The organism is Phytopseudomonas daroniae (assembly GCF_004327275.1).
Lineage (GTDB): Bacteria > Pseudomonadota > Gammaproteobacteria > Pseudomonadales > Pseudomonadaceae > Aquipseudomonas > Aquipseudomonas daroniae.
In genome coordinates this window covers 438,758-451,208 of sequence record NZ_QJUJ01000003.1, presented here as the reverse complement: position 1 = coordinate 451,208, position 12,451 = coordinate 438,758, and the positions used below count along the sequence as shown (strand labels likewise).

Below are 12,451 nucleotides of genomic sequence, written 5' to 3'. Positions count from 1 at the left end.
AAGTCGCAATAACGTACCGACACCGCCGCACTGCATGGCGCAGTGCCATCACCGTTCAGTCGTCGGTCGAGTCCCATGCGCCTTAAATCGCTCACCAATCTCAATACCCTGCTGCTGGTCGGCGTCGGTATCGCCCTGGCCTGCACGCTATGGTGGTCACAACGGGCACTGGAGCGCCCTTATGTACTGATGGAGCAGTACCTGGGCCTTTCCCAACACTTTCAGCGTGAAGCCGCGGGCAACATCCTCGGTTACCTGGACAGCGGCGACGCCTTGCGCCACAGCGCCGCTCTGCAGAGCCTCGATGCCCTGCAGCAGAACGTCGCGCAGTTGCCTGCCGACCTCGCTGGTGACCTCGTGAACAGCCTGGGTGAGTTGAAAACCTTTGCCGCAGACGAATTGCTCGCCGCCGGCAAGCTGTCCGGTGATCCTCAGGGCCTGCTGATTCAGGCGGAGCGGGAGATGGCCGGCGTCCTGTCGCAGATCGCCCGATACGCCGACGAGGGTCAGGGCGAGACGGCGCAAGCCTATCGCCACCCACTGTTCGAAGCGTCCCAACATCTCGCACGCCTGGCTCTGGCCCGAGACAAGCTGGTCAGCAGCGGGCGTAGCGAACTGGCAGCGGACGTGGAACGTGAAGTGCAGTCATTGCAGGAGCAGGCAAAGGCTCTCGACGGCCTGGCGCTGCTCGGTGTCGCCGATGAAGCCACGTCTGGCGGCAGTGCCTTCGCCTCGCTGCTGGGCCTGGACAGCGATAGCCAGGAGGCCGAGGCGGAAGATCGCGGCATCGCCTTGAAACGTGAACTCAACAGCCTGCTTGGCCGCTACCCGGGGGAACTGGCGCGCACCCGTACCCTGATCGAACAGCGCGGCCAGCTGGCGGCCGCCACCCGCGCACGGCTGGATGCGGTGCAGCAGTCCTTCACCACGCTGGAACCGCAAGTGCGTGCCGAGCATGGCCGCATCCAAGGCGAAGTGCGCCTGATCCTCGGTGCCATGGTTGCGCTGATCCTGCTCATCGCGCTGATCATCGACACCCTGCAGCGCCGCCTCAGCCGCCTGCTCGAACGACTGGTGCCGGCACTCTCGGCCTGGGCCTCGGGCGACTTCAGCCGCGAGGTTCACCTGGCCACCAATACCCGCGAGCTGCGTGATATCGAGGAATCGCTGAATCGCCTGCGCGCCTATCTGGTCGATCTGGTCGGCACCATCCACCAGCACGCCGGGCAGGTCTCGGCCTCCAGCCGCACCCTGGCCGACCTCAGCGGCGGCCTGCACGACGGCGCCGAACGCCAGGCCAGCGATACCGCACAGATTCGCGACGCGCTCGGCGAACTGGAAGCGACCATCCTTCAGGTCGCCGACGATGCCAGCCAGACGGCAACCGCCAGCCGCGACGCCGACCGCGCCCTGGCGCAGGGCCAGCAGGTCATCGGCAACAGCCTGACCGGCCTGCATGCGCTGGTCGAGGAAGTACAGGGTAACGCCCAGGCCATCGAGCGCCTGGCCGAAGAGACGGGCACCATTGGCAGCGTGCTGACGGTTATCCACAGCATCGCCGAACAGACCAACCTGCTCGCCCTCAATGCCGCCATCGAAGCAGCTCGTGCTGGCGAGGCCGGTCGCGGCTTTGCCGTGGTGGCGGACGAAGTACGTTCGCTGTCACTGCGCACCAGCTCGGCCACTACACAGATTCAGGACGTGATCGGCCGCCTTCAGAAAGCCGCCAACGGATCCTTGGTGGCGATGCGCAGCCAGGTCGAACACGCCGAAGCCACGGCTGACCAGGCCCGCACTGCCGACGGCGCCCTGGATGAAATCGTCAGCGCGATCCGCACCATCACCAGCATGGCCGGGCGAATCGCCGACGCCACCGCCTACCAGGGCAGCGCGGTCAGCGAAATCCGTGACCATAGCGAACGCATCCACCAACTGGGCGGCGACAACCTGCAACGCATCGGCCAGGGCCGCGCCCAGAGCGGCGAATTGCAGGAATTGAGTGGGCAGTTGAATCAGGCGGTACAGGCGTTTCGCGTGTAGGGGGAGAAAAAAGCGATAGCGGCCGGTCGATGATTCGCGTTACACGAAGGATCAGGCCTTCGGCCCCGGATTACGCCTGCGGCTAATCCAGGCTACGTTCGCGCCATGGATCCCGTAAGCTGGATCGGGGCGCGTAGCCTAGCGAAGCGTAATCCGACATTTGGCCGGCACATCCGATACAAATTTCGACCGGCCGCTTCCTCCTTGAACCTTCCGCCTACGCGGCCTTATGCCGCAGCAGTCATCCGCCAGGCCAAGCATCTTCCGGCCAGCGCAACGGCCTCTTACAGCACGCCCCATGGCATGGCTCGCCGGCTCCGTTATCATGACGCGATTCACGCCGCACGAGATGCCCATGTCACGTTTCCTCTGCCTGCTGCTGTTGCTCGTCGTCCTGCCCGCCGGCGCTGGCGTTTTCGACAGCCGCCCGAACGCCGCACCTCTCGGCCAGCCGCTGAACAACAGCGCGGATTTTCTGCCCGTACGCGAGGCGTTCAAACTGAGCCTGGTGGACAGCTCGCCGAACTCGGCGACCCTGCGCTTCGTCGCGGCCGAGGGCTATTACCTGTATCGCCACCAGTTCAAGTTCAAGGTCGAGCCCGCCGAGCTGGCTGGCGTTCCCGTGGAACTGCCGGACGGCCTGCACAAGACCGACGAGTATTTCGGCGACGTGCAGGTGTTCTACGAAGTACTGGATATCGAGGTACCACTCAACAACCCGGACAATCGCCCGCTCAATCTGACCGTCACCTACCAGGGCTGCGCCGACAAGGGCCTGTGCTATCCGCCGGAAACCGAGACGCTGGCGATCAATGGTGGCGTTGCCAGCGCCGAAAGCGGCACGGTGCAGGCCAAGGCGGGCTGGAGCTGGGTCGATCTGGCGCTGATGTTCGCTGCGGGCCTGACGCTGACCTTCACCCCCTGCGTACTGCCCATGCTGCCGATCCTCTCCAGTGTAGTGCTGCGCGGACGCCCGAGCAAGGGACGTGGGCTGGCGCTGTCGCTGGCTTACGTACTGCCAATGGCCGCCTGCTATGCCGCACTCGGCGCGTTGATGGGCCTGTTCGGCGCCAAGCTCAACTTGCAGGCGATGCTGCAATCGCCGTGGATTCTGGTGCCGTTCGCGCTGTTCTTCGCGCTCTTCGCCGTGGCCATGTTCGGCGTATTCGAACTGCGCCTGCCAGCCTTCATCCGCGAGCGTCTGGATCGCAAGGCGGCGCAGACCCAGGGCGGCACTCTGGCAGGCGCCGCGACTCTGGGCGTGCTCTCCAGCCTGATCGTTTCACCGTGCATCACCGCACCGTTCACCGCCCTGCTGCTCTATATAAGCAGTACCGGCGATGCCGTGGGTGGCGCGCTGCAACTGTTCGCGCTGGGCCTGGGAATGGGCACCCCGCTGGTGATCTTTGCCGCGGGCGGTGGTGCGCTGCTACCCAAATCCGGCACCTGGATGATCGCTGTGCGCAATGCCTTTGGCGTGATGCTGCTGGCGGTGTCGGTCTGGCTGCTCGAGCGGGTGCTGCCCGGCAGCCTGGCATTGGCGCTCTGGGGGCTGCTGGCGGCGGGCGTCGCGCTGTTCCTCGGTGCCCTGGAATTCACCTCGAAAACCCCACGGGGCAAACTGGCGCAACTCGCCGGCCTGGCCTTGCTAGTCTATGCCCTGGCCGCCTGGACAGGCGCCCTGCAAGGCCGCGACGATCCGCTGCGCCCACTCGGCAGCGGCCCCACAGGCGGCCAGGCGAGCGCAGCCACAGCCGGCAGTTGGCAAACCGTCAGCACCCCGGCCGAGCTGGATGCTGCCCTGGCGCAGGCCAAAGGCACGGGCCAACCGCTGCTGCTGGACTGGTACGCCGACTGGTGCATCAGTTGCAAGAAGATCGAACGTGAAGTCTTCAACTCACCCCAGGTTGGCCCGCAATTGGCCGACTATCACCTGGTGCGTTTCGACATGACCGACAGCACCGCAGCCCAACGCGCGCTGCTCGACCGCTACCAGCTGTTCGGCCCGCCAGCGATCCAGCTGTTCGACGGCAGCGGCAAGGAATTGCAGGATCTGCGGGTGGTCGGCGAGATCGACGCCGCGGCGTTTTCCGAACGCCTGACCCTGGCACGAGAACGATTTTAGGCAATTCGGTCACATCTTCGGCGAAAGATGCGGACATCGTGCCGACTACTCCCGAAAACTGGACATCCCTACGGCAACTCTGGCAGAGTCCGCGCAGCTAAAAAGAAGGAAGCCCGGATCATGTCGACCCTACTGGTTTTGCACGGCCCCAATTTGAACCTGCTCGGTACCCGAGAGCCCGGCACCTATGGTGCCACGACCCTCGAGCAGATCAATCTCGACCTGGAGCAACGTGCTCGCGAGGCCGGCCATCATCTGCTGCATCTGCAGAGCAATGCCGAGTATGAGCTGATCGACCGTATTCACGCCGCCAGAGTCGAGGGCGTCGACTTCATCATCATCAACCCTGCCGCCTTCACTCACACCAGCGTCGCATTACGTGACGCGTTGCTGGCGGTGAGCATCCCATTCATCGAAGTACACCTCTCCAACGTGCACAAGCGCGAACCTTTCCGGCATCACTCCTATTTTTCCGACGTGGCGGTGGGCGTGATCTGCGGTCTCGGCGCCAGCGGTTATCGGCTGGCCCTTGAGGCGGCACTGGAAGGCCTGGCGAGCAAAAACACCTGAAACCGGCGCCATGACGCGGCGGTTCATTCGCACAACTTGAACGACCCTGACCAGACTGGGAGTTGAACACCTATGGATATTCGCAAAGTCAAAAAACTGATCGAGCTGCTGGAAGAGTCCGGCATCGACGAACTGGAAATCAAGGAAGGCGAAGAGTCCGTACGCATCAGCCGTCACGGCAAGCAACCGGCCTACGTCCAGCCTACCTATGCGCCAGCCCCTGCTCCAGTCGCTGCCGCTGCCGCCCCGGTTGCTGCCGAAGCCGCTGCACCGGCCGCTGCCAAGCTGAACGGCACCGTGGTGCGTTCGCCAATGGTCGGCACCTTCTACCGTGCCGCTTCGCCAACTTCGGGCAATTTCGTTGAAATCGGTTCGAGCGTGAAGAAAGGCGACATCCTCTGCATCGTCGAAGCGATGAAGATGATGAACCACATCGAGGCCGAAACCAGCGGCACGATCGAATCCATCCTGGTCGAGAACGGCCAGCCGGTGGAATACGATCAACCGCTGTTCACCATCGTCTGATGCGCGGGGAACCCGTAATGCAGAAGCTGGAAAAAGTCCTGATCGCCAACCGCGGCGAGATTGCCCTGCGCATCCTGCGTGCCTGCAAGGAACTGGGCATCAAGACCGTAGCGGTACATTCCACCGCCGACCGCGAACTGATGCACCTGGCCCTGGCCGACGAATCGGTATGCATCGGCCCGGCCCCCGGTAACCTGTCGTACCTGAACATCCCGGCGATCATCAGTGCCGCGGAAGTCACCGGCGCGACCGCCATCCACCCCGGTTACGGCTTCCTCGCGGAAAACGCCGATTTCGCCGAGCAGGTGGAAAACTCCGGTTTCGCCTTCATCGGCCCGAAAGCCGACACCATTCGCCTGATGGGCGACAAGGTCTCGGCCAAGCACGCCATGATCAAGGCCGGCGTACCGGTGGTTCCCGGCTCCGACGGCCCGCTGCCGGAAGACGAAGCGACCGCCCTGGCGATCGCCCGTGAGGTCGGATACCCGGTGATCATCAAGGCCGCTGGCGGCGGTGGTGGTCGCGGCATGCGCGTGGTGTGGAAAGAAGAAGACCTGATCAAGTCGGCCCGCCTGACACGCAGCGAAGCCGGTTCGGTGTTCGGCAACCCGATGGTTTACCTGGAGAAATTCCTCGGCAATCCGCGTCACGTGGAAGTCCAGGTACTCTCCGACGGCCAGGGCAACGCCATCCACCTCTATGACCGCGACTGCTCGCTGCAGCGCCGTCACCAGAAGGTGCTGGAAGAAGCCCCGGCCCCGCTGATCGACGAGCAGGCCCGCGCCGAAGTGCTGCAGCGCTGCGTCGATGCCTGCATCGAGATCGGTTACCGCGGCGCCGGCACCTTCGAGTTCCTCTACGAAGACGGTCGTTTCTACTTCATCGAGATGAACACCCGCGTGCAGGTCGAGCACCCGGTCACCGAAATGGTCACCGGTATCGACATCGTCAAGGAGATGCTCAGCATCGCCGCCGGCAACAAGCTGTCGTACAAGCAGGAAGATGTGAAGCTCCTCGGCCACGCCCTGGAGTGCCGCATCAACGCCGAGGATCCGGACAACTTCATGCCCTGCCCCGGCAAGGTGAAGCACTTCCACGCGCCAGGCGGTTTCGGCGTGCGGGTCGATTCGCACCTGTACAGCGGTTACACCGTGCCGCCGAACTACGACTCGCTGATCGGCAAGCTGATCACCTACGGCACCACCCGTGACGAGGCCCTGGCCCGCATGCGCAATGCCCTGGAAGAAATCGTGGTCGACGGCATCAAGACCAACGTGCCCCTGCACCGTGACCTGGTCGTGGACAAGGGTTTCTGCGAAGGCGGCGTGAATATCCACTACCTGGAAAAGAAACTGGGTATGGATAAGCACTAAAATCGAGCGGCAAGCTGCAAGTCTCAAGCAGCAAGCTGTACGATATGCGACACAAGAGAGCGGCCTAGGCCGCTCTTTCTTTTTCTTGCAGCTTGAAGGGGGCGGCCATCCGCCTTGAACTTGAAGCTGCTCCCGAAGAGAGCTTCCCATGCCCTGGTTACAACTGCGCCTCGCCATCACCCCCGAGCAGGCGCCGACCTATGAAGACGCCCTGCTGGAAGTCGGCGCGGTATCGGTGACCTTCATGGACGCCGAAGACCAGCCGATCTTCGAACCGGATCTGGGCACCACTCCGTTGTGGAGCAATACCCACCTGCTGGCGCTGTTCGAAGCGGATACCGATGCCGACGCCCTGAGCGCTCACCTGCAGTTGCTGACCGGCGGTGAATTGCCCGAGCATCATTTCGAGGCGATTGCCGACCAGGACTGGGAGCGCAGCTGGATGGACGGCTTCGCGCCGATGCGCTTCGGCCAGCGCCTATGGATCGTACCCAGCTGGCACGAAGCGCCCGAGCCGGACGCAGTGAACCTGCTGCTCGACCCGGGCCTGGCGTTCGGCACCGGCACCCACCCGACCACCTCGCTGTGCCTGCAGTGGCTCGACGGCCAGGAGCTGGACGGCTGCAGCGTACTCGACTTCGGCTGCGGCTCAGGGATTCTCGCCATCGCCGCCCTGCTGCTCGGCGCGCCACGGGCTGTCGGCACCGATATCGACCCTCAGGCTCTTGAAGCTTCGCGCGACAACGCCGGGCGCAACGGCATCGCCGACGCGCGCTTCCCGGTCTATCTGCCGGCCGACCTGCCTCAGGAGCCGGCGGATGTCGTGGTGGCCAACATTCTTGCCGGCCCGCTGGTCAGCCTGGCAGCGCAGATCACCCGCCTGGTGAAAAGCGGCGGCCGCCTGGCGCTGTCCGGCATCCTTGCCGAACAGGCCGAGGAAGTCCGCGCCGCCTACGAGGCCGACTTCCTGCTCGACCCGACCGCGACGCAGGATGGCTGGGTACGCATCAGCGGTGTACGCCGCTGATCAGAGAAGGTGACTGACTGGCCTCCCCCGGATTACGCGCCAATCCAGACTACGCAGGTCGCAACTGCCCGACGCCGCTGACGCCGAGTATTGGCTCGTCAGGCAGTTGAGTTAGACTACTCGCCCTGTTTTCGCCGCCATACCGGCCGCCGGACTCCGCATGACCGAAAGTTTCGTCACCCAATGCCCGAACTGCAGCACCAGCTTCCGCGTGAATCTGGCCCAGCTCGGTATTGCCCAGGGATCGGTGCGCTGCGGTGCCTGCCTGCAAGTGTTCAATGCGGCACGCCAGTTGCGCGAGCAGGGTCATAACATCCCGGACATGCGTGCAGCCGCGCCTGCGGCGCCCAAGGCACCACCTGCACCTGCACCTGCACCTGCACCTGCACCTGCACCTGCACCTGCACCGAGTATTGCGCCAGAAGCAGCCGTGCCGGCAAAGCCTGCCAGCAAGCTCGATGACGAAACCCTGTGGATTCATGACGACCTCGATCTCGACGATCTGGATCTCGATGAAGAACTGGCCAAGCTCGAAGCCCAGGAACAGCAGCTGTCTCGCCAGTTTCTGGAACTCGATCAACCATCGCGACAGACGCCACGTTTCGACCAGCCAGAAGAGGATGATGAGCCGGCTGATGACGAACGCTGGGCCGAAGCGCTGCTGCGCGACGATTCACCGGCCAGCAAACTGGAGCTCGAACCGCTCGTCGAGCAGCCGCCTCTGGACTCGTCAGACTTCGGTCAACCACCACCGCCAAGCACCAGCGAACCTGACGACGTGCCACCGATCCCGAAGACACCCGGCATTCGCGATCTGATCGACGCACCGAAAAAACGTACTGCCCCGCGCGAAGACGCCGAACCGACCTTCGGTCTCAGCGCGCAGCGCGATGGCGAACCCGTTGCCACCGAGCCCGCCAGCGAAGATGACGACCTGGATGAGCCGCAGCCGCCCAAGCAGAAGAATGCCGCGCGCGCGCGCTCACGCAGCGAACCGAACCTGCGCGACGACGCACTGTTCGAACTCGAAGAAGAGCCACTGCAGCTGGACTGGCGCCCACAGCGCAAACCCTGGGGGCGCTGGCTCGGCTGGGGCCTGCTCAACCTGCTGGCGGCTACCGCGCTGGTCGGTCAGTACGTGATTTATCACTACGCCGAGTTGGCACGTCAGGATCAGTACCGCCCGTGGTTCGAACAAGTCTGCCCGGTGATCGGCTGCAGCCTGCCGTCCAAGGTCGATATCGGGCAGATCAAGAGCAGTAACCTGGTGGTGCGCAGCCACCCGGAATTCAGCGGGGCGCTGGTCGTCGACGCGATCCTTTACAACCGCGCGCCCTTCTCCCAGCCATTTCCGCTGCTGGAGATGCGTTTCGCCGATCTTAATGGCCAGTTGATCGCCAGTCGCCGCTTCAAGCCCAGCGAGTACCTGGCGGGTGAGCTAGCCGGCCAGGCGGAAATGCCGCCGCAAACGCCGATCCATATCGCCCTCGACATCCTCGATCCCGGCGCCCGCGCCGTGAACTACAGCCTCAACTTCCACTCGCCGGAGTAGCCGCAGCCAGCCGATAGACGGCTGCCAGAAGGCAGCCGTCTGCAACGCACTCAGCAGACCGAGCGACCGGAGACCACAGGTCAACTGTTCAGATTTTGTTCAAAACGACCTTTATCCGGTCATTCAGAGCGGGTATGATCTCTACCCTTTTTCGCACTCTCCTACTGGCCTCAACAGCACGTCTCTTGAGCAGGGAAGCCCTATGTCGACGCTAAGCATCGGCCCCTATACATTGCCCAATCGACTGATCCTGGCCCCCATGGCCGGCGTCACCGATCAGCCGTTCCGACAGCTCTGCCGCCGTCTCGGCGCCGGCATGGTGGTGTCGGAAATGGTCACCAGCGATGTGCGCCTGTGGAATACGCGTAAATCGAGTCTGCGCATGATGCACAGCGGCGATCCAGAGCCCCGCTCCGTACAGATCGCCGGCGGTGATCCGCAGATGCTCGCCGAGGCAGCCCGCGCCAACGTGCAACTGGGCGCCCAGATCATCGACATCAACATGGGGTGTCCGGCCAAGAAGGTCTGCAACAAGGCCGCCGGCTCCGCCCTGCTCAAGGATCAACCACTGGTGCAGGCGATCCTCGAAGCGGTGGTGGCCGCGGTCGACGTCCCGGTCACGCTGAAGATCCGCACCGGCTGGGACAGACAGAACAAGAATGGTATCGAAGTGGCACGCATCGCCGAGCAATCCGGTATCGTCGCCCTCGCCGTACACGGCCGCACCCGCGCCGATCTGTACACTGGCGACGCCGAATACGACACCATCGCCACGATCAAGCAGGCCGTATCCATCCCGGTACTGGCCAATGGCGACATCGACTCACCGGAAAAGGCCGCCCATGTGCTGGCCGCTACCGGCGTCGATGGCCTGCTGATCGGCCGGGCGGCCCAGGGCCGCCCATGGATTTTCAGAGAAATAGAGCATTACCTGCGCACCGGTGCCCATTGCCCCGCCCCGGCGCTGACCGAAATTGAACGCATTCTGCTCGAGCACCTGGCCGCCCTGCATGCCTTCTATGGCGATGTGATGGGTGTGCGCATCGCCCGCAAGCACGTCGGCTGGTACCTCGCGACGCTGCCCGGCGCCCGCGAATTCCGAGCCGAGTTCAATCGTTTGGACAGCCAGGAGGCGCAGTGTGCAAGCGTTCGCCAGTTCTTCGGTGATCGCTACAACGACGACGAGGGGGTGGCCGCATGACAATGTTGAACGAGACTTTAGGAAGTGGGATTGCACCCGTGAGCGACAGCACCAGTTTGAAACAACACCTCAACACACCGAGCGAAGAAGGCCAGACCCTGCGCGGCAATGTCGAGAAAGCCCTGCACAACTACTTCGCTCACCTTGAAGGTGCGGACGTCACCGACGTCTACAACCTGGTGCTCACCGAAGTGGAAGCCCCGCTGCTGGAAACCGTCATGAATTACGTGAAGGGTAACCAGACCAAAGCCTCCGAGCTGCTCGGCCTGAACCGCGGCACCCTGCGCAAGAAGCTCAAGCAGTACGACCTGCTCTGACCCTGCATTCCCGAAAAGGGCGGCTCTAACGAAGCCGCCTTTTTTGCTAATACTCTGCTCTGATGGACTCTGAAATGACCGACCAGACCACCCGCCTCCCCATCCGCCGTGCGCTGATCAGCGTGTCTGACAAGACCGGCATCCTTGAATTCGCCCGCGAGCTCGTTGCCCTCAACGTGGAAATTCTCTCCACCGGCGGCACCTACAAGCTGCTCAAGGACAATGGCGTGGCGGCAGTGGAAGTGGCCGACTACACCGGTTTCCCGGAAATGATGGACGGCCGGGTGAAGACCCTGCACCCGAAAATCCACGGTGGCATCCTTGGCCGTCGCGCCCTCGACGGTGCGGTGATGGACGAGCACGGCATCAAGCCGATCGATCTGGTGGCAGTCAACCTGTACCCCTTCGCCGCCACCGTGGCCAAGCCTGGCTGTGACCTGGCCGATGCCATCGAGAACATCGACATCGGTGGCCCGACCATGGTGCGTTCCGCCGCCAAGAACCACAAAGACGTGGCCATCGTGGTCAATGCCGGCGACTACGCCGGTATCGTCGAGTCCCTGAAAGCCGGCGGCCTGAGCTACGCCCAGCGCTTCGACCTGGCCCTCAAGGCCTTCGAGCATACCGCCGCCTACGATGGCATGATCGCCAACTACCTGGGCACCATCGAGCAGAGCCGCGACACCCTGAGTACCTCCGACCGCAACCTGTTCCCACGCACGTTCAACACGCAGTTCATCAAGGCGCAAGACATGCGCTACGGCGAAAACCCGCACCAGAAAGCCGCTTTCTACGTCGAGCATGCCGACGAAGCCTGCGTGGCCACCGCCGTGCAGCTGCAGGGCAAGGAGCTGTCGTTCAACAACGTGGCCGACACCGACGCTGCGCTGGAATGCGTGAAGAGCTTCGTCAAACCGGCCTGTGTGATCGTCAAGCACGCCAACCCGTGCGGCGTGGCCGTGGTACCGGAAAACGAAGGCGGCATCCGCAAGGCCTACGACCTGGCTTATGCCACCGATACCGAATCGGCGTTCGGCGGCATCATCGCCTTCAACCGCGAGCTGGATGGCGAAACCGCCAAGGCCATCGTCGAACGTCAGTTCGTCGAAGTGATCATCGCCCCGAAAATCAGCGCCGCGGCCCGAGAAGTGGTTGCCGCCAAAGCCAACGTGCGTCTGCTCGAATGCGGTGAGTGGCCGGCCGAGCGCGCCGCGGGCTGGGACTACAAACGCGTCAACGGCGGCCTGCTGGTGCAGAGCCGTGATATCGGCATGATCTCGGCATCCGATCTGAAGATCGTCACCCAGCGCGCGCCGAGCGAGCAGGAAGTGCATGACCTGATCTTCGCCTGGAAAGTGGCCAAGTTCGTCAAATCCAACGCTATCGTCTACGCCAAGAATCGCCAGACCGTCGGTGTCGGCGCCGGCCAGATGAGCCGCGTCAACTCCGCCCGTATCGCCGCGATCAAGGCCGAACACGCCGGCCTGCCGGTTCCCGGCGCGGTGATGGCCTCCGACGCCTTCTTCCCGTTCCGCGACGGCATCGACAACGCCGCCAAGGCCGGTATCACCGCAGTGATCCAGCCAGGTGGTTCGATGCGTGACAACGAAGTGATCGCTGCCGCCGACGAGGCAGGGATTGCCATGGTGTTCACCGGCATGCGCCATTTCCGGCACTAAAATCGGCCGCACTGAAACCGGCATCTGCGTCGTTGCCCTGAG

10 protein-coding genes are annotated in these 12,451 nt (G+C 63.5%); all 10 read left to right on the top strand.

What is annotated here, in order from left to right:
* Window positions 1-75: 75 nt before the first annotated feature.
* Window positions 76-2,040, top strand: a complete 1,965-nt coding sequence (locus DNK10_RS10035) for a methyl-accepting chemotaxis protein (protein ID WP_131191440.1) — start codon at window positions 76-78, stop codon at window positions 2,038-2,040.
* 349 nt (window positions 2,041-2,389) lie between these two features.
* Window positions 2,390-4,165 carry a protein-disulfide reductase DsbD gene (locus tag DNK10_RS10030; RefSeq protein ID WP_165495980.1) on the top strand — a complete coding sequence of 592 codons (1,776 nt, stop codon included), beginning with the start codon at window positions 2,390-2,392 and terminating at the stop codon, window positions 4,163-4,165.
* A gap of 120 nt (window positions 4,166-4,285) precedes the next feature.
* Window positions 4,286-4,735 (top strand): type II 3-dehydroquinate dehydratase, encoded by a 450-nt coding sequence (gene aroQ, locus DNK10_RS10025; RefSeq protein WP_131180921.1) that lies wholly within the window; start codon window positions 4,286-4,288, stop codon window positions 4,733-4,735.
* Between the two features lie 72 nt (window positions 4,736-4,807).
* On the top strand, window positions 4,808-5,260 hold the full coding sequence (accB, locus tag DNK10_RS10020) for an acetyl-CoA carboxylase biotin carboxyl carrier protein (RefSeq protein ID WP_131191438.1): 453 nt from the start codon (window positions 4,808-4,810) through the stop codon (window positions 5,258-5,260).
* A gap of 17 nt (window positions 5,261-5,277) precedes the next feature.
* Window positions 5,278-6,633 (top strand): acetyl-CoA carboxylase biotin carboxylase subunit, encoded by a 1,356-nt coding sequence (accC, locus tag DNK10_RS10015; protein WP_131180919.1) that lies wholly within the window; start codon window positions 5,278-5,280, stop codon window positions 6,631-6,633.
* 148 nt (window positions 6,634-6,781) lie between these two features.
* Window positions 6,782-7,660: a 50S ribosomal protein L11 methyltransferase gene (prmA, locus tag DNK10_RS10010; RefSeq protein WP_131191437.1), complete on the top strand. Its 879-nt coding sequence runs from the start codon at window positions 6,782-6,784 to the stop codon at window positions 7,658-7,660.
* Window positions 7,661-7,820: 160 nt separating this feature from the next.
* A complete protein-coding gene (locus DNK10_RS10005; RefSeq protein WP_131191436.1) occupies window positions 7,821-9,212 on the top strand; it encodes a DUF3426 domain-containing protein in 1,392 nt (463 codons plus the stop codon).
* A gap of 202 nt (window positions 9,213-9,414) precedes the next feature.
* Window positions 9,415-10,413, top strand: coding sequence for a tRNA dihydrouridine synthase DusB (dusB, locus tag DNK10_RS10000; protein WP_131191435.1), 999 nt, complete (start codon window positions 9,415-9,417; stop codon window positions 10,411-10,413).
* Window positions 10,410-10,730: a DNA-binding transcriptional regulator Fis gene (fis, locus tag DNK10_RS09995; protein WP_131180915.1), complete on the top strand. Its 321-nt coding sequence runs from the start codon at window positions 10,410-10,412 to the stop codon at window positions 10,728-10,730. Before dusB ends, fis begins: the two co-directional genes overlap by 4 nt.
* Window positions 10,731-10,804: 74 nt before the next feature.
* Window positions 10,805-12,409, top strand: a complete 1,605-nt coding sequence (gene purH, locus DNK10_RS09990; RefSeq protein ID WP_131191434.1) for a bifunctional phosphoribosylaminoimidazolecarboxamide formyltransferase/IMP cyclohydrolase — start codon at window positions 10,805-10,807, stop codon at window positions 12,407-12,409.
* Window positions 12,410-12,451 lie beyond the last annotated feature (42 nt).

Bases quoted from the DNA above. Each gene is read 5' to 3' on its own strand.
- DNK10_RS10030 (WP_165495980.1), top strand. From the start codon at position 2,390: ATGCCCATGTCACGTTTCCTCTGCCTGCTGCTGTTGCTCGTCGTCCTG.
- dusB (WP_131191435.1), top strand. From the start codon at position 9,415: ATGTCGACGCTAAGCATCGGCCCCTATACATTGCCCAATCGACTGATC.
- DNK10_RS10005 (WP_131191436.1), top strand. From the start codon at position 7,821: ATGACCGAAAGTTTCGTCACCCAATGCCCGAACTGCAGCACCAGCTTC.
- prmA (WP_131191437.1), top strand. From the start codon at position 6,782: ATGCCCTGGTTACAACTGCGCCTCGCCATCACCCCCGAGCAGGCGCCG.
- DNK10_RS10035 (WP_131191440.1), top strand. From the start codon at position 76: ATGCGCCTTAAATCGCTCACCAATCTCAATACCCTGCTGCTGGTCGGC.
- fis (WP_131180915.1), top strand. From the start codon at position 10,410: ATGACAATGTTGAACGAGACTTTAGGAAGTGGGATTGCACCCGTGAGC.
- purH (WP_131191434.1), top strand. From the start codon at position 10,805: ATGACCGACCAGACCACCCGCCTCCCCATCCGCCGTGCGCTGATCAGC.
- aroQ (WP_131180921.1), top strand. From the start codon at position 4,286: ATGTCGACCCTACTGGTTTTGCACGGCCCCAATTTGAACCTGCTCGGT.
- accB (WP_131191438.1), top strand. From the start codon at position 4,808: ATGGATATTCGCAAAGTCAAAAAACTGATCGAGCTGCTGGAAGAGTCC.
- accC (WP_131180919.1), top strand. From the start codon at position 5,278: ATGCAGAAGCTGGAAAAAGTCCTGATCGCCAACCGCGGCGAGATTGCC.